This window comes from Kitasatospora sp. NPDC053057 (assembly GCF_044546945.1).
Taxonomy (GTDB): domain Bacteria; phylum Actinomycetota; class Actinomycetes; order Streptomycetales; family Streptomycetaceae; genus Kitasatospora.
The window spans coordinates 17,193-32,535 of record NZ_JBITZP010000033.1 but is presented as its reverse complement, the minus strand read 5'-3'; the positions used below and the strand labels follow the sequence as shown (position 1 = coordinate 32,535).

13 protein-coding genes, 1 pseudogene and 1 riboswitch are annotated in these 15,343 nt (G+C 73.9%); of the genes and pseudogenes, 5 read left to right on the top strand and 9 right to left on the bottom strand.

From position 1 onward, the window contains the following. Positions 1–22: 22 nt before the first annotated feature. From ACIG5E_RS28590 to ACIG5E_RS28570, 5 genes are all read right to left on the bottom strand, one after another. Positions 23–154 (bottom strand): hypothetical protein, encoded by a 132-nt coding sequence (locus ACIG5E_RS28590; protein WP_396538091.1) that lies wholly within the window; start codon positions 152–154, stop codon positions 23–25. 91 nt (positions 155–245) lie between these two features. Further along, on the bottom strand, positions 246–3,071 hold the full coding sequence (locus tag ACIG5E_RS28585; protein WP_396538089.1) for a poly(A) polymerase: 2,826 nt from the start codon (positions 3,069–3,071) through the stop codon (positions 246–248). Further along, positions 3,071–4,831 (bottom strand): RNA ligase family protein, encoded by a 1,761-nt coding sequence (locus ACIG5E_RS28580; RefSeq protein ID WP_396538087.1) that lies wholly within the window; start codon positions 4,829–4,831, stop codon positions 3,071–3,073. The genes ACIG5E_RS28585 and ACIG5E_RS28580 overlap by 1 nt, the downstream gene beginning before the upstream one ends. Positions 4,832–4,919: 88 nt before the next feature. After that, the gene (locus tag ACIG5E_RS28575) at positions 4,920–6,305 is read right to left on the bottom strand and encodes a M1 family metallopeptidase (protein ID WP_396538085.1); all 1,386 of its coding nucleotides are present in this window, start codon (positions 6,303–6,305) and stop codon (positions 4,920–4,922) included. Next, the gene (locus tag ACIG5E_RS28570) at positions 6,257–6,601 is read right to left on the bottom strand and encodes a hypothetical protein (protein WP_396538083.1); all 345 of its coding nucleotides are present in this window, start codon (positions 6,599–6,601) and stop codon (positions 6,257–6,259) included. The genes ACIG5E_RS28575 and ACIG5E_RS28570 overlap by 49 nt, the downstream gene beginning before the upstream one ends. Positions 6,602–6,777: 176 nt before the next feature. On the opposite strand from ACIG5E_RS28570, the gene ACIG5E_RS28565 reads away from it, so the two are divergent. Further along, positions 6,778–7,074: a hypothetical protein gene (locus ACIG5E_RS28565; RefSeq protein ID WP_396538081.1), complete on the top strand. Its 297-nt coding sequence runs from the start codon at positions 6,778–6,780 to the stop codon at positions 7,072–7,074. 7 nt (positions 7,075–7,081) lie between these two features. Here ACIG5E_RS28565 and ACIG5E_RS28560 read toward each other — a convergent pair whose 3' ends face one another. Continuing rightward, complete coding sequence (locus ACIG5E_RS28560; protein ID WP_396538079.1) at positions 7,082–8,311, bottom strand: hydroxymethylcytosylglucuronate/cytosylglucuronate synthase; 1,230 nt, start codon at positions 8,309–8,311, stop codon at positions 7,082–7,084. Positions 8,312–8,614: 303 nt separating this feature from the next. Between ACIG5E_RS28560 and ACIG5E_RS28555 the strand changes: the two genes are divergently transcribed. The 3 genes and pseudogenes from ACIG5E_RS28555 (at position 8,615) to ACIG5E_RS28545 (ending at position 11,012) form a co-directional block, all read left to right on the top strand. Then, a complete protein-coding gene (locus tag ACIG5E_RS28555) occupies positions 8,615–9,388 on the top strand; it encodes a class I SAM-dependent methyltransferase (protein ID WP_396538077.1) in 774 nt (257 codons plus the stop codon). A gap of 169 nt (positions 9,389–9,557) precedes the next feature. Next, a pseudogene (locus ACIG5E_RS28550) lies at positions 9,558–9,851 on the top strand (CGNR zinc finger domain-containing protein); the annotation flags it as partial. Positions 9,852–9,955: 104 nt separating this feature from the next. Beyond that, positions 9,956–10,098: riboswitch (SAM riboswitch) on the top strand. Positions 10,099–10,298: 200 nt separating this feature from the next. Further along, positions 10,299–11,012, top strand: a complete 714-nt coding sequence (locus tag ACIG5E_RS28545; RefSeq protein ID WP_396538075.1) for an IclR family transcriptional regulator — start codon at positions 10,299–10,301, stop codon at positions 11,010–11,012. Between the two features lie 88 nt (positions 11,013–11,100). Here the strand turns inward: ACIG5E_RS28545 and ACIG5E_RS28540 are convergent, their stop codons facing one another. Beyond that, positions 11,101–11,595, bottom strand: a complete 495-nt coding sequence (locus tag ACIG5E_RS28540) for a hypothetical protein (protein WP_396538073.1) — start codon at positions 11,593–11,595, stop codon at positions 11,101–11,103. Then, complete coding sequence (locus ACIG5E_RS28535; protein ID WP_396538071.1) at positions 11,592–12,098, bottom strand: RNA polymerase sigma factor; 507 nt, start codon at positions 12,096–12,098, stop codon at positions 11,592–11,594. Before ACIG5E_RS28535 ends, ACIG5E_RS28540 begins: the two co-directional genes overlap by 4 nt. Positions 12,099–12,293: 195 nt before the next feature. Between ACIG5E_RS28535 and ACIG5E_RS28530 the strand changes: the two genes are divergently transcribed. After that, a complete protein-coding gene (locus ACIG5E_RS28530) occupies positions 12,294–12,797 on the top strand; it encodes a DUF3995 domain-containing protein (protein ID WP_396538069.1) in 504 nt (167 codons plus the stop codon). Positions 12,798–12,884: 87 nt separating this feature from the next. On the opposite strand, the gene ACIG5E_RS28525 is transcribed toward ACIG5E_RS28530, so the two are convergent. Continuing rightward, entirely contained in the window at positions 12,885–14,492 is a 1,608-nt protein-coding gene (locus tag ACIG5E_RS28525) for a neuraminidase (sialidase) (protein WP_396538067.1), read from the bottom strand. Between the last annotated feature and the right edge of the window lie 851 nt (positions 14,493–15,343).

Here is a 15,343-nt window from a genome sequence, read left to right as displayed (position 1 = left end):
CAGCCGTGCTCACGCTCGCGTGCTAGCGGGTGGGCGCGGTGACCATGCCGAGCTCACTGCGCTTCGGGTGGCGCGAGGTGGGCCGGATGCTGGCGGGCACGGGAGTGGTGGTCCTGGTGACGGCTTCGGCCCGGCCCGGCCCGGCCCTGAGCATGCCTCGGCGCCGCACCTTCCTCCGGAGCCAGGGGGCCGGGGCCTGAAAGCCTCGGTCGCGGTCCGCCCAGGAGACGGCTCGGAGGCGCCCGTCAACGGGTGAGGGTCGGGACGGCGCCGCACTCGGCGTAGTCGACGTGGACGCCGGGCAGGCCGCGGGACCAGGCGGCGGCGATGGAGGTGAGCTGGGCGCGGGGGAGTGGGGCGGGGCCGAGGCCGATCGGGAAGTGGGTGCGGCCGTCGCGGGTGCGGTAGGGCTGGGGCCAGGCGTGGAGGTGGGTGGCTCCGGCGTCCTGCAGGGCGGTGAGCAGGGTCCGCAGGCGGCCTCGGACCGGGCCGGTGGACGTCTGCTCGGCGCTGATCACCGCCCACGCGGCGTGCCGGCGGTGCAGCGGGGGCGGGGTGAGCAGGGCGGGCCAGGGGTCGGGGTTCGTGGCGGTGAGTTCCCAGGCGCGGTAGAGCTCTTCGGTGAGCAGGTCGCGGGTGTCCGGGCCGACCTGGGTGGTGCAGCTGCGGACGGGGGCGGAGGGGGTGAGGACGGTCAGCGGTGCGGGGCTCCGGTCGGTGGACTCGTCGGTGAGGGCGACGGGTTGGCGCCAGTCCCAGGAGGCCCACGTTTCGGTGAAGCGCTGGAACAGGTCGTCCTCGGCGGCGTCGGCTGCGGAGAGGACGGTACGGGCCGCGAGCACCGACCAGGCCAGCGACGGCAGTTGGCCGAACGGCGCACCGTCCAGGCCACGCGCCCGCGCCCAGGCCTTGACTTGCCGGGCCAGTCGGACGAAGCGGGGGTGTAGCTCCCCGAGCGCCGACAGGACCGCCTCGGCGTCCGTGACGGCGCTCAGCGCGACGGCCGCCGCCTCGCCCAACTCGGCGCGCCGGGGCGCGGCTTGGGCGGGGTCGAGCGTGCCGGTGAACACCAGGGCAAGGTCGACGGTCAGCCCGTCCGCCTCCAACCGCAGCCCCGGCACCCGGGCGCCGCGCACCTCCCGGACCTGCCGGGCCTGCGGCACGGCGGCCGCCACCCGGGCCAGCACCCCGGGTACGTCGACCGGGCCGGGGAGCGCGGCCACCAGATCCAGGTCGCCGCCGTCCAACTGGCAGCCCAGGCGCCGCGAGCCGACGGTGTGGACGACGCCCTCGGGCACTGCCGAGGCGATTCTCCGCGCCAACTCGGCGGCAGCGGCGGCGCGTTCGGGGGATTCGGCGTCCAGTGACACCACCGGTTCCTCCGGCAGCACCCGCACCTCGCCCGTCCCCAGCGCGACCACCGCGCGCGGGCGCATCGGCTCGTCGCCCCGGCGGGAGAGCACCACCAGCTCGCCCACCCGGGCGTCCATGCCGCTCAGCCGGGCCGCGCAGTCGGCGGCCACCCGCTGCGGGTCGGCGCTGCGCCCGAGGCTCAGGTGCGGGGTGAAGCCCTCGGCGCGGCCCCGGCAGCGGGGGAAGTGACGTTCGAGGGCGTGCCGCAGCGCGGCCCAGGGTTCGGGCGCGGCGGCTGCCGGGTCCAGCCAGATGGTGGCGTCCTCGCGGTGGCCGAAGGTGTGCACGCCCGCCAGCCGGGCGGCGAACGGGGCGACCTCGGCGGCGGCCGCGCCGAGCAGTGGCAGGGCGCGGTCGAACGCGGACTCCGGGACGAAGCCGAACAGCAGGTTGACGTGCGGGGGCCAGCGCCGCAGCTGGGGGTCGTAGGCGGTGCGCAGCTGCTGGATCGGCGGCCACAGCTCCTCGGGCGGCAGCCAGGCGACGGCGGTCCGGGGGGTGGGCGCGGCGTCCAGCGTCTCCGGGGAGGAGGCGCCGCCGAGGGCGAGGTCGACGGCCACGCCGTAGTGGTCGGAGGGGTGGAGCCCGTCGGGGCCCGGTCGGTCGCCGAGCAGGGCGGCCGCCGTGGCGCGGGCGCGGTCGGAGCGGTGCAGCACACGGTCGATCCGGCCGGGCCGGCCGGTGAGCGAGGAGACGGCGGCGAGCGGGTTGACGGTCGGGTCGAAGGTGGGGGTGTCGTCGGCGGGGCCGTGCACCTGGGTCCAGGCGTCCCGCAGGCCGAGGGCGGCGGCGGGGCCGGCCGGGCCGGAGCGGGCGTCGTTGAAGTCCCCGAGCAGCAGTAGTTCGCCCTCGACGGCGGCCAGTCCCTCGGCCAGCCGGGCGAGTTCGGCCTGACGGCGGGCGGGGCCGTCCGTCGAGTGGTCGCTGCTCAGGTGGACGGCGGCGACGGTCAGCGGCCCGTCGGCGGCCCGGACGGTGACGGCGGTGACGGCCTTGTGCGGGCCGAGCACGTGCCGTCCGGCCTCGAGTACCGGGAGCCGGCTGAGCAGCAGCAGCCCGTACTCGGCCACGTCGCCGTCGGACGGGTCACCACCGAGGGTGTAGGCGTCGCGGACCCAGGGGGCGGCCAGTAGCTGGGCGGCCAGGGCCGGTTCGACCTCCTGGAGTGCGATGACGTCGGCCTCGGCGGCCTCCAGCTCGGCGAGCAGCAGCGGCCGGCGGCGGGCGGTGGCGATCCGGTCGGCGTCGTAGCGGTCCCACAGGGTGTTCCAGGTGACCACGCGCAGGGCGTCCGTGCCGGTGGTTCCGGCGCCGGTTGCGTCGGTGCGGGCCTCGTGGGGCTGCCAGCCGCCGTCCGGCCGCCAGGCGTACGGCGTGGCGGCCGTGAAGAAGGGCGAGGGCAGGAGACGCGGTTCGGTGCGGCGCCCGGCCTCGGTGGTGTCCAGGACGTCCACGCCGGTGGTGCGGTCCCACACCACGACGCCGTCCGCCTCGACCCAGCGGACCCGGTGCCAGGGGACCTCGCCGGAGGCGGCGAAGGCCTCCAGCGGGACGCGCTTGGTGCGGTCGTCGCGCTGGCGCACACCCAGGGTGAACCGGGCCGGGTCGAAGCGGGCGTCCCAGCGGATGCGCTGGCAGACCTGTTCGATGGGGCGCATCAGTCCTCCTCGGAGTCGAGCGTGCCCGCCGTGTCCTCCACGGTGCCACCCGGGCCGACGTACCAGGTGCGGTGCGCCTGGCCGGGGTGGGGCGGGCTGTAGCGGTGCAGTTGGGCGGTGAGCACCTCGGGCGGCACCGGGTGCGGGCGGACGGCGTTGCGGCGCAGCAGTTCCTGCTCGCCGACCAGCAGCACGACCTGGGTGACCAGGGCGTCGCGGCGCCGGGCGATGGCGTGGACATGGGAGCGTTGCTCGCGGTTGAGCGAGGTGGCGTCCCAGACGGCGGTGGCGGCCGGGTCGGCGAGGGCGGTGTCCAGCCGGGCCAGGCCGGTGCGCAGCACCTCGGGGTTGTTGCGCTGGTCGGCGCGCGGGCCACGGGCGGCACGCAGGTCGTCCAGGCTGATCCGGGCGCAGGCGCCGGGCAGTGCGGCGGCGAAGGTGCTCTTGCCGCTGCCGGACGGGCCGCTCAGGTGGACCAGGCGGGGGAAGCGGCCGTCCCGCCAGCGCCAGGTGGCGGCGACCGCCTCCTCGACGGTGGTGATCCGGCCGAGCGCGTACGCCTCGCGGGCCTGGGCCCAGCAGCGGTCGGCGGCGTCGGGGTCGAGGTCGGCCAGGGCCTCGCGCAGGCCGGTGCGCAGCCAGGCCAGCGGGTCGGCGTCGAGCAGTCCGGCGTCCTCGGCGTGCAGGGCGGACCAGGCGACCTGCTCGCGCTCGTCGGGCCCGGGGGCGGTGGCCGCGGCCACCGCGTGCAGCACGCCGAGGTCGGCGGCAGCGGCGAGCCGGACCAGTCCGGCGCGACGCTCCTCGTCCGGGTACGGCTGCTGGAGGCCGGAGTGGAGGCCGACCAGATCGGCGACCCGGCGGGCCAGCGGCAGGCCGAGCCGGTCGGCGAGCTGGGGGGTGAGCTGGGGCGTGAGCCGGGAAGCGAACTGGGGTGCGAGCGGCTGTCGGCGGGTGGTGCGCAGCGCGGTGGCGAGCACGCCGGCCAGCCGGGCGTCGCCGGTGCGGCCGAGCTCGTCCAGCCGGGCGGACACGTCCGCCAATTCCTCGGCTGGGCAGTCGAGTTCGGGCAGGCCCAAGGCATCGGCCAGCGGCGGGAGTTCGGGCAGCTGGCCGGAGCGCACGTCCCACAGCGCGGCGTTCGGGCCGAGACCGTTCTCCACCACGGCGGCGTGCATCCAGTGGGTGTCGGTGCGGACGTGCTGCGGGCGGACCCACTTGGCGATCCGGTCACCGAACTCGGCCCGGGGGAAGCCCCGGACCGTCCGGACGACGTAGCCCTCCTGCCGGTCCAGGTCCAACCGCAGGGCGCGCAGCGCGCGTTCGTCGTAGTGGCCGCGCCAGAGCACCCGGGGCGTCGGGATGCCGAGGCGGCGCAGGAAGCGGACGGTGTCGTCCCAGTCCAGGCAGCGGTCCTGATCCGTCCAGACCGAGAAGCCGTGGAACCAGCTGTCCAGGTCGGTGTACGGGATGGAGTGCCGGGCGAACAGGTTCTCGCCGCAGACCCGCCAGCCGGCCGGGATGCGGGGGCCGACCCGGCTCTGCAGGCCCTTCACCCAGGCCCGGGAGGGGTGGTGGGCGGAGTCCAGCGAGCGGGCGTGCAGGCCGTCGGCGTAGAGCGTGGTGTTCTCACCGTCCAGCTTCTCGGTGACGACGACCTCCGCCCTGGCCAGGCCGGAGAGGTCCCCGGTCCGTACGTCGTCCGCCGCAGCCCCTGGTGACCAGGGGAGATGCGGCGTCCGGGGGTAGTGCACACGCATGTCCGGCTCCCTGAACGTCCTTGATCCGGCGGACACTGTAGGAGCGGGCGGAAGGGGCGGGCCACCGAATATCGGACCGCTGTGCGGCTCAGTCGATGCGGTGCTCCCGCCAGAAGGGCGTCAGGTCGACGGTGGTCGCGGCCTGGGCGGCGGCCTTGAACTCGGCGGTGGTGGAGACGCCGTACCAGTGCGCGTGGGCGTAGTCGTGCAGCAGGGCGGCCATCGTGTCCGCGCCGATCAGGCGGCGCAGTTCGTGCAGGGCGCAGGAGCCGTGGTCGTAAATGACCGGCACGTAGCGGTCCGGGTGGGTGTCCCAGTAGCTCATCTGGTTGGTGAGGCGTTCGTCCGCGGACTGCCAGGGTGTCCTGGCGGTGCAGCCCTCGCCGGTGTCGCCCATGGCGACGGCCATGGCGTACTCGGCGAAGGACTCGTCCAGCCAGGGCGCGCGGTACTGGTCATCGCCGACGATGCCGTACCACCACTGGTGCGCCAACTCGTGGATCACGGCGGAGGGCCGGATCCGGTCCAGGACGAAGCCCGGGTACTCCATGCCGGCGAAGTCGAAGCGGTTGTCGAGCACCGTGGCGAGGTCCCCGTACGGGTAGGGGCCGTAGCGGGCGGCGTGGTCGTCGATGGTCCGCAGGGACAGGTCCAGCATCGCCTGGGCGTCCGCGGGAGTGATGCCGGCGACCGCGTAGACGGCGATCCGGACGCCGCCCGCGGACCGGCCCGCGATGCGACTGAACGGCCCGGCGGCCCAGGCGAATTCGCGGACCTTGCGGGCGCCGATCCGGGTGACCGTACGGCCCGGCTCGCCGGGGGTGTCGACGGCGGTGCCGGTGGCGGGGACCAGCAGGTCGGTGGGGTGGTCCAGGGTGACGGCGAAGTCGGAGCTGAGGCCGAAGAAGGACTCGCCGAGCTCGGAGTACGGGTCGAGGTGCCAGCCCGTCTCGTCGCGGACGGCGAGGACGGGCAGGGCGTTGCCGATGAAGCTGAAGGCGCCGTCGCGGCCGAAGCGGTCGATGCCGTCCGGGACGTCGACGGCGAGGTCGAACTCGACGGTGCCGGAGGCGCCCTGGGGCAGCGGGCGGGGCAGGGGGACGCGCAGGGCGGTGCAGTCGACCTCGTAGTGATCCTGGGTGCCCTGGGTGCTCTCGGTGCGCTGGGCGTTCTGGGTGCCCTGGGCGACGTTCAGGCCGGTCACCCGGACGGACGGGGTCGCGCAGCCGCCGCGGAAGTTGTCCCAGAGCCGTAGGTACACCTCGTGAAGGGGTTCGGGCGAGGCGTTGCCGAAGGCGATCCGCTCGTGGCCGCGCCAGTGCGCTCCGGTGGCGTCGCTGCGCAGCTCGACGGTGTAGGAGGGAGTGCCGGGGGTGCGTGTCGGGTCGGCGGCAGCGGCGCGGCCGGGTGGGGCGGCGGCCACCGTCAGCAGCACGGTGAGGACGGCGAACAGGGGGTGGAGGCGTCGTCGCACGCCGTGGACTCCTGTCGTTGGAAGTCGTTGGAAGTCGTTGGAAGTCGTTGGAAGGGGGGGAGCGGTGGGGGATCAGGGATGGTGCCGGGCCGGGAGCCGGCCGATTGCCCGGCGGGCGGCGCGCCGAGCCCGACGGTGAACGAGTCGAGCACCTCGCGCACCAGCCGTTCCACCTCCTCGATCGAGGCGCCCACCACCCGGACGTACCCCGAGGCGTTGTCCGAGGCCCGCCGGGCGGAGACCGAGTCGCCGACACCGATCTTGAGAACGGCCCCGACCACCCCGGGGACACGCACCAGCTCCTCCGTCGGAGTGATCCACTGGACCGTTCCCGTTCCCGTTCCCGTTCCCGTACCCGGCAGCGGCAGCAGCAGGCTCCCCGCGCACCGGCGCACGGCGTAGTGCAGGTCCGGCCGGATGCCCCGGTAGACGTCCAGGGTGGCGCTGAGGACGTCGAAGCCGTACGCGTGCCGTGGTCGATGCCCATGCCGGTGACGATCCGTTGCACCAGCGTGCGCCGATCGACTGGAGGGGCCTCGCGGGTGCCGACGCTCATGCTGGTGTTCATCGCACCGGCCACGCCGGCCACCTGGCCATGTTGTTCAAGCCGGCCACGGCGTCCAGCGGGCGGCAGGGCAGCGCGCTCGGCCAGGCGTCCAGCACCTTCACCCCGGTGGACGATCGCGCAGGCCTTCCAGTCGGTGCCGCCGAGGAACCGCTCGACCATCCAGGTCCGGGCGGTGAGGTCGATGCCTACGCCCGCGAGTGACTGCGGGTCAGACCATGAGCTGGACCAGAGCGTCGGCGACCTGCGCCGCGCCGGCGGTGCCGACCGCGCGCGTCATCGCTGTCCAGTCCGGTCCGGGCGTGCTGAGGCCGGGCGCGTCGGAGCCGGGCGTGTCCGACCCCGACACGTCGGCCAGGCGTTTGAGCTTCTCGACCAGCCCCTGCCGTACGGCCGTCGCCGTCCGGTGGCGGCCGAGGTCGGCGGCGCGGGCGATGCCGCTGTGGATCAGGTCGAGGGCCTTGCGCTCGCCGTGGGTCCGCAGTGCCAGGGCCTCGTCCTCGTCGAAGACCTCCTCGGGCCAGCGGACGCGCATGTCGATGCCGAGCGCCTGGCTGTGGAAGCGGCCGTTGAAGATCTGGCTGAGGTTCTGCGGTGGCAGGCAGACCGTTGGGGTCCCGAGCTGCCCCGCCTCCAGGAGGGTGGTCAGGCCGGGGGAGGTGAGCAGCACGTCGCACTCGGCGAGGCGGCGCAGGAAGGCCTCATGGGGGAGGGCGCCGACGGTGGTGGTGGCCGGATGCACACAGGAGTCCACCAGCTGCGCGGCCAGCCAGGCGGGCAGGTTGCCCGCGACGTGCACCTCGGTGATCCCGCTCGCGGTGAGCGCCTCCAGGGCTGCGGGCAGGACGAGCCGCGGATAGCCGGCCCAGTCGGTGAGTTGGGGCGCGCGCAGGCCGCCGAGGTTGAGCAGGGCACGCCGGGGGTGCGGTGTCGGCGCGGTGCTGCGGGTGGCTCCGCCGTCGACGATCACGGCGTCCACCCAGCGGAGGTGGTGCACGTCGGCCAGCACCCTGGCGCCTTCCCGCGGCAGCTCCACGCACCGCTGGGCGCAGTACACCTCGACGTCCAGCGGGAGGTCGGCGCGGTCGCCGTCCGTCCAGAGGAACGGAAGGCTGTCCACGAACACCACGGGCACCCCACAGGCCCGCAGCGCCTTCGCCAACCCGCCGTCGAGCACCACCAGTGCCGCCTCCACACGCTCCGCCTGGACGATCCGTCTCAGCTCAGCGTCCGACCGGGTGTCCGGGAGGTCGAACCAGCGCTCCACCGGCTGCTCGGCGAGCACCGACCTCCCCAGTCCGGAGGCCAGCCCGATGAATCTCAGCCGGTCGCCGCCGGCGCCCCGGAGGGCGGACAGCACCGCGCTCAACTTCCCCGAACTGCCCCAGCCGAACTCCACCCCGGCCACGGCAACCGTCCGGGTCTCCGCCTTCGCCCTCATCCGTTTCAACTCCCCCGCCCGTACCGGATTTCCTGTCGTTCCGTATTCGTACCAGGCGAGAAGTCCAAGCCTGGTTCGACTACCTATCGAAAAGCGAAAGCTAACCACCCCACCAGGTGAAGCTGCCGTTCGGCAGGTTGACGAAAGGCGGTCAAGGGCTCAAGGCGGCCACACCGCCGTGCACGCAACACGCGGGCAGGAACGTCCCTGCACTCCGCGGGCGCCGTACCGGGCTGCAATGGGCCGACCCGAGCCGAACGCCGGCCGCACATCACACGAGAGGGCCGCCCGATGGAGCAGCCGATGACCACCGACACCGATCCGGTCCGCGTACTGGAGACCTCGGGCACCGACTACCGCCGGGCCTTCGACCTCTTCCTCGCCGGCACCGACGAGAAGCCCCGGACCCACGCCCGGCTGAGCGAGATCGCCACTTCCCTGCCGCACCGCCGGGTCCTGCTGGACCTCGGCGCCGGCGACGGCCGCACGACCGCTTACCTGGCCCGGCACTTCGACCGCACGATCGCCGTCGAGCCGAGCGCCGCCATGCGCGAGAAGCTCACCGCCGCCTGCCCGGACGCCCTGGTCCTCCCCGAACCGCTGGACCGCGCCACCCCGCCCGAGCCGGCCGACCTGGTCCACCTCTCCCACGTGCTCTACTACGTCCCGGAGCCCGACTGGTTCCCCACCGTCGCCCGCGCCCTCGGCTGGACGGCCCCAGGCGGCACCCTCCTGGTCGTCCTGCAGAACCCCGACAGCCCCTGCATGCGGATGGCCGCGCACTTCACCGGCGTCCGCTACGACCTGCGCCCCCTCCTCGACCGCCTGCGCACCCACCACCCGTCCCACGACTACGCCTTGGAGACCCTCGCCCTCCACTACCGCACGCCCCACCTCGCCGAAGCCGTCGACGTCGCCGAGTTCATGGTCAACGTCGCCGACCTCGCGACCCTCGACGCCCGCCCGACCAGGGCCGCCCTCACCGCCTACGTCCGGCAGCACTTCACCCGACCCGACGGCGGCTACACCATCGGCCACACCCAGGACATGCTGATCATCCGCCACGCCCAGGACTGATTGATCCTCAGAACCAGTCCCGGAACGTGCTGGCCAACACCCGCGCCCAGGTACTGCCGGGCGAAGCCGACGAGCAACTCGGCCCGCTCGTCGACCTGTTCACCCGCACCGCCCGCCACCCCGCGGGCAACCGCGCCCTCACCGAGACCATCGCCGGCCTGGACTCGTCCCGCACCTGGGCTGGCCGGCCGCCGACCGCGCCCCGGCGCCCCGGCTGCTGTCGGCGGAGACGAGACCGGAGGTCCGACTCGTCACGGCCCTGGCCCGCGCCGCCATCGACTTCCTGAGCGGCCCGCAACGAGAGCAGTTGCGCGCCTGCACCGTGCCCCGGTGCCTGCGCTACTTCGTGAAGAGCCACGGGCGGCAGGAGTGGTGCAAGCCGTCCTGCGGCAACCGTGCCCGGGTGGCTCGCCACGACCAGCGGCAGCGCGCGGCGGCCGACGGGAGCACTCCTCGGCTCTGACGGCCGGGGGCGTTCCGGGGGCGGCCCTGCCCGGTGCGGTCCCGGGTGTGTGGGTGAGGGAAAAGTTTGGCGGGGCGCCGGGGAAGTCTTGTATGGTTCGTCGCGAATCATCCAGAGGGGTGGAGGGACCGGCCCTACGAAGCCCCGGCAACTCCCCGGTCGACCCGGCGTCCGAAGTACGCGCCGTGCCGCCCGGGATCAGTGCCAACTCCGGCCTGTCGCCAACGTGGCGCGGGAAAGATGAGGAGACACGGTGCTCTCTGTGCTGTCCTTCGCCCGGGCGCTTCCCGCCCCGGCCCTTCCGCGTACCCGTCTCGTGTCCGGCGCAGGCAATCGGCTGCATTCGCAGGCCTGTCCTCGCTGACCACCCCGCTCCCCACCCCACCGGAGCGTCCGTGAGCCGAACCCACCCACGGCTCACGGGATTCGAGACTGGAGTACCCGTCCATGGAGAACACGAGCGGCGTCGGCGTGCTCGACAAGATCACCTCGATCCTCGGCACCCTGGAGGCCGGTCCGGCCACCCTGGCCGGACTCGTCGATGCCACCGGCCTGGCCCGGCCGACCGCCCACCGGATCGCCGTCGCGCTGGAACACCACCGCCTGCTCGGCAGGGACCTGCAGGGCCGGTTCGTCCTCGGCCCGCGACTCGCCGAGCTCTCGGCCGCCGCCGGTGAGGACCACCTGCTGGCAGCGGCCGGCTCGGTCCTCACCCACCTGCGCGACCTCACCGGCGAGACCGCCCAGCTCTACCGCCGGCAGGGCGACGTGCGGATCTGCGTGGCGGCCGCCGAGCGCCTCTTCGGCCTGCGAGACACCGTCCCGGTGGGCCTCGCCCTGCCGATGAAGGTCGGATCGGCGGCCCAGGTCCTGCTGGCCTGGGAGGAGCCCGAGCGCCTCCACCGCGGCCTGCAGGGCGCCCGCTTCACCGCCACCGCCCTCAGCGGCGTACGGCGTCGCGGCTGGGCCCAGTCCATCGGCGAACGCGAGCCCGGGGTGGCCTCCGTCTCCGCCCCCGTCCGCGGCCCGTCCAACCGGGTCGTGGCGGCGGTGTCCGTGTCGGGCCCGATCGAACGGCTCACCCGCCACCCCGGCGCCCAGCTCTCCCAGGCCGTCATCGAGGCGGCCGCCCGGCTCACCGAAGCCCTGCACCGGCCCTGACCGGGAGGCCGCCTCCGCGGCCGGGCCGCTGCCGCCCGTCCGGGCCGCTGCCGCGCGTCCGGGCCGCCGCCTCCCAACCGGTGCCCCCCTACTCCTCGTCGAGCAGGGCGGCGAACCGGGCCAGCGGGTCCCCGGTGAACGGGCGCAGCGCGGGGGCGAGGAGGCGCGCGCCGGGGAACCGCAGGCCGCCGAGGAAGGCGAAGCGGGTGGTGCGGTCGGTCTCCGGGCGGGCCGCCATCCCGCCGAGCACCAGGCGGCTCTGCATCAGGCACCAACCCGGCGCGAGGTCGATCCCGAACGTCGCCCGGAGCCGGGTGTGACCATGGATCCGGGCGTGGAGCGAAGCCGCCCGTGGCGAATCGGAAGGGGCGGAGCGGACGAGGTGCACCGTGCGGACGTCGGGGATCCAGAGCGGCATCGTGCGCTCCAGGTCCTGGGCGAGCGCCCAGACCCGCTCGAACGGCGCGTCGAGGACGGTCTCGCCGATCCGGGCCGCCCCGGGCGCGGTCGCGGCAATCACGTGCAGTCGCCGGACCGGGTCGAACTCGGCGACGGGCCACTGCGGCATCGGGGTGTCGGTCACTGCTGCCACGCCTTTCGGAAGCCGAGTCGGGCCCGGGAGAGCCGGGACTTGACCGTCCCGGGCGCGACCGCGAGCAGTGCCGCGGTCTGTCGTTCGTCCAGCCCCTCCAGGTCGCGCATCAGCAGCACGGCGCGGTGCTCGGGGGAGAGCCGGGAGAGCACGTCGCGGATGTCCGCGGCGAGTTGGGGGTCGCCGGGCGCGGGCACCTCGCCGAGTTCGGCCGGCCGCGAGCGCGCCGCCCGGGTGGCGCACCGCACCGCCTCCCGCACCGCGATGGCCCGGACCCAGCCGTACAGCGCTGCGGGGTCCTGGAGTTGGCGCAGTTTGCGGAAGACCACGATGAGCGCCTCCTGGGTCGCGTCGGCGCCGTCGTCCAGCGCGATCGGGCCGCAGAGCCGGCGGACGTACGGGGTGATCAGGTCCAGCAGCCGGCCGACCGCGAGTTGGTCGCCGCCCTGGGCGGCCCTTACCAGCTCGGCAAGGCCGGGCGGTGGCTCCTGCATGGTGGTCTCTCCGCTCTTTCTTCTGCTGTCGGGTCGTCCGTCGGGCGACCGGGGTCCGTAGAAGGAGGACCCGAAGCGGTGAAACGTTCCCTGCGGATTTCGCCCCGGTGCAGTGTTCCTCGTCACAGGAACGGATCGGTCGGCGGGGTGCTCCTTCGGGTGTCCGAGCGTCCTGAGACCCCGTGAGGTGACGGCATGAAGTCGAAGAAGATCAGCAGCAGGGCCACCGCGGTCGGCGTGGTGCTGGCGGTGGACGGTCTGGTCCACCTCTACTGGGCCACCGGGCGGACCTGGCCGGTGGACGGCACCGCCCGGCTCTCGCAGCTGGTGCTCAACACCCAGGTGCCGTTCACCCCGCAGGTGCTGGTGCCGCTCGCGGGGATGCTCTTCTCGGGCGCGACGCTGGTGCTGGTCCGGGGCGGCCGGCTGCCGGCCCTGGCCCGCCGGCTGCCCGCGCTGCTGCCGCGCTGGGGGAGCCGGGCGGTGGCCTGCGGACTGCTCGTCCGCGGCGCGGCCGGACTGGTCTGGGTGACCGGCGCCTGGGCGGACCCGGGTGACACCTTCTACTGGCTCAACCTGCTGCTCTACACCCCGCTGTGCCTGCTGCTCAGCCGGGCGGCCTGGCAGGTGTCCGCCTGGGACAGCGCTTCTGGCACGGCCCCGGGCACTGCGGCAGTGGGCATGGCGGTGCGGCCCTGAGCCTCCGGAACCCGAACGGCGCCCCGCGGCTCCGCCTTCGGGAGGCAGGAGCCGCAGGACGCCGTCCGTCCATCCGGACCGACCGGGTCAGCGCCGCAGGTGCTGCACGGCGCGCGGGGCGGCCACGGGCGCTGCGGCGTGCGCCGTCTGTGCGCTCGGCGCGCCGGCGGCCGGGCTGCGCAGGGTGCTGGGCTGGAAGCGGCCGCTGTACACGTCCGTGGAGTTCAGCGGGTCGGCGTTGTTGGCGGTCACCATGACCGGGCGGATCTGGTGGCCGTCGTTGATCAGCGCCTGGTAGTCGCCGAGGAAGTGGCCTCCGGCGAAGGGTGCCTGGAGCCAGTCGAAGACCGGCGAGACCTGCCGCTCGATCGGGCTGTCCTCGCCGCCGCGCGGGAAGCTGAGCAGCCAGGCGGCCGTGGGCAGGGTGATGGTGTTGCCCGCGGTGAGGTAGCGCAGGTCGTAGTAGCTGACGGCGACGGTGCCGTTGGCGGTCACGGTGATGGACGGGGTGAACGCCGGGGCGCCCGGGGCCTGGTTGATCCGGATCGGGCCGCTCCAGGTCCGGCCGCCGTCCGTGGAGTGCGCCAGCTGGATCGCGTCGTACTGGCCGCCGGTGAACTCCGAGCCCTCGTAGGCGAGGTAGAGCTCGCCGGTCTGCGGGTCGATGGCCACGCTCGGCAGCCCGGCGCCGGCCCGGAGGGACTTGGTGGCGTCGGCGGGCGCGTTCGGGTCGACCTCGGGGACGGAGGTGTCGGCGGCGACCCGGACCGGCTGGCTCCAGGTCCGGCCCTGGTCGGTGGAGCTGACCATGCCGAAGTGCACGTCGGTGACGGTGGTGGCGGTTCCGTCGGTGAAGGTGATCCAGTCGAAGAAGTCGTACAGCGTGTCGGTCCGCGGGTCGACCACGATCTGGTTGCCGATGGTCTGGGTGTTCGGCGTCGTGCTGGTGATGACGAAGGGCTTCGCCGGGGTCCAGGTGCGGCCGTGGTCACGGGTGATGGAGATGTAGCCCGGCCCGTCGAAGGTGGGTGTGGGGCCGGTGGTCTGGTCGATCCGGTCCCAGACCTGGTAGGCGACGCCCGGGTGCACCGGGTCGGCGGTGACGGCGTTCTTGTCGTCGGTGATCGCCGGGTCGTTGTCGCTGATCAGCTCGGCGACGTGCTGCCAGCTGCGGCCGCCGTCGGTCGAGGTGGCGGCGGCCACCGCGCTGCGCGGCGTGGTGGCGTCGAAGATCAGGGCGCTGGCGTAGGCGGCGCCGTCCGGACCGAAGCTCACCCAGCCGTCGGAGGCCCGCTGGTAGGCCAGCCCGCCCGGCGCGCAGTGGGTGAACGGCAGGGCGGTCTGGGTGAAGTGCACGCCGTCCGTGGTGTAGCTCGAACTCAGGCCCCGGGCGCCGCCGTTGGACCACCGGTCCTGCTGGTAGATGGTGATCGTGTTGGCCGGGTCGAGCGGGTTGGAGGCGGCGTACGGTTCGTCCTCGGCGGACGGGCTATTGGTGCCGGGGCCGTCCGCGGCGAGGTTGCACGAGGCGTACGGATCGCCGGGCGAGATCACGGCGAGCGGCGGGCGGGCCGCATTCGCGCCGCCCGTGCTTCCATCGGCCGTACTCGCACCGGCCGGTGTGCCGCCTGCGACGGCGGCGAGGACGAGCGCTGCGGTCGCGGTGGCGAGCGACGCTCTGGTGCGGAACTGCATGGAGACCCCCATGGTCGTCGGCTGCAAACTGCCTGGTGTCCTGGGTGGTGCTGCGCTGTTCCGGTACCGAACTGGAGTTGATGTTCGGTCGGCCGCGCGAGTCTATCCAGGCACGGGCGCCTCGCCAACGATCAGGACACGCTTCTTACCGCATGGACACCATCCGCCTGGCCGACCGGCCTCCGGTACGACAGGCCTATTGCGCGCCCCGCCTACCGCCCGTCCTCCCGCAGGGCACGCTCGACGGTCCTGGCTCAAGCTGCCACGGTCAGGGGAGCGCTGAGGCCGGACGCGTAAGCGCTGGCCACACCTGGTGCTTCACGGGCCCAACTCGCGAACCCGCCGAGGCGATTGCATCGTCGCTCGGAGGCTCAAGCCGGTCGCGGCTGGTGGCGGAGCACGGGGGATCAGGTAGTCACCAATCGGACCAGCTTGTCGATGGTCCTCGACGGCCGGGAGTCATTCTCCTTTCGGATGGTGCGGCGAGGGGCGCGCGGCTTCGAACACGTCTGTGACGGTGACCGTTTCCTCCAGCCTCCGAGTCGAGCCGCGCTGCCACGTGGGTGTGGACCCACCTGGTCCGCGAGGAGGGCTGCGGCCCGGGCTGGTGTCGGCCCGAAACCCGATAGCAGGATCACCTTCCGGCTTGCCGATGAGCCAGGCGTCGGGCGCTTCGCTCTCACCTCCTCCTCGTGGGGCCTGGCGGAGGCTGTCGCCCCCATGGTGGAGGCCCTGCGTGTGCCCGATCGGCGAATCGAGTGTCAGTTGAAGGTTGAGCCAGTCAGGTTGTTGATGGCTGACGGCCGTGACGTCGGTTACCGCCCGATCGCGGTGGTGCGCGAAGGGGGCGA

Excerpts from the sequence above, each read along its gene's own strand:
- ACIG5E_RS28580 (WP_396538087.1), bottom strand. The coding sequence starts at position 4,831 with ATGCGTGTGCACTACCCCCGGACGCCGCATCTCCCCTGGTCACCAGGG.
- ACIG5E_RS28585 (WP_396538089.1), bottom strand. The coding sequence starts at position 3,071 with ATGCGCCCCATCGAACAGGTCTGCCAGCGCATCCGCTGGGACGCCCGC.
- ACIG5E_RS28560 (WP_396538079.1), bottom strand. The coding sequence starts at position 8,311 with ATGAGGGCGAAGGCGGAGACCCGGACGGTTGCCGTGGCCGGGGTGGAG.
- ACIG5E_RS28590 (WP_396538091.1), bottom strand. The coding sequence starts at position 154 with ATGCTCAGGGCCGGGCCGGGCCGGGCCGAAGCCGTCACCAGGACCACC.
- ACIG5E_RS28525 (WP_396538067.1), bottom strand. The coding sequence starts at position 14,492 with ATGCAGTTCCGCACCAGAGCGTCGCTCGCCACCGCGACCGCAGCGCTC.
- ACIG5E_RS28555 (WP_396538077.1), top strand. The coding sequence starts at position 8,615 with ATGACCACCGACACCGATCCGGTCCGCGTACTGGAGACCTCGGGCACC.
- ACIG5E_RS28545 (WP_396538075.1), top strand. The coding sequence starts at position 10,299 with ATGGAGAACACGAGCGGCGTCGGCGTGCTCGACAAGATCACCTCGATC.
- ACIG5E_RS28530 (WP_396538069.1), top strand. The coding sequence starts at position 12,294 with ATGAAGTCGAAGAAGATCAGCAGCAGGGCCACCGCGGTCGGCGTGGTG.
- ACIG5E_RS28535 (WP_396538071.1), bottom strand. The coding sequence starts at position 12,098 with ATGCAGGAGCCACCGCCCGGCCTTGCCGAGCTGGTAAGGGCCGCCCAG.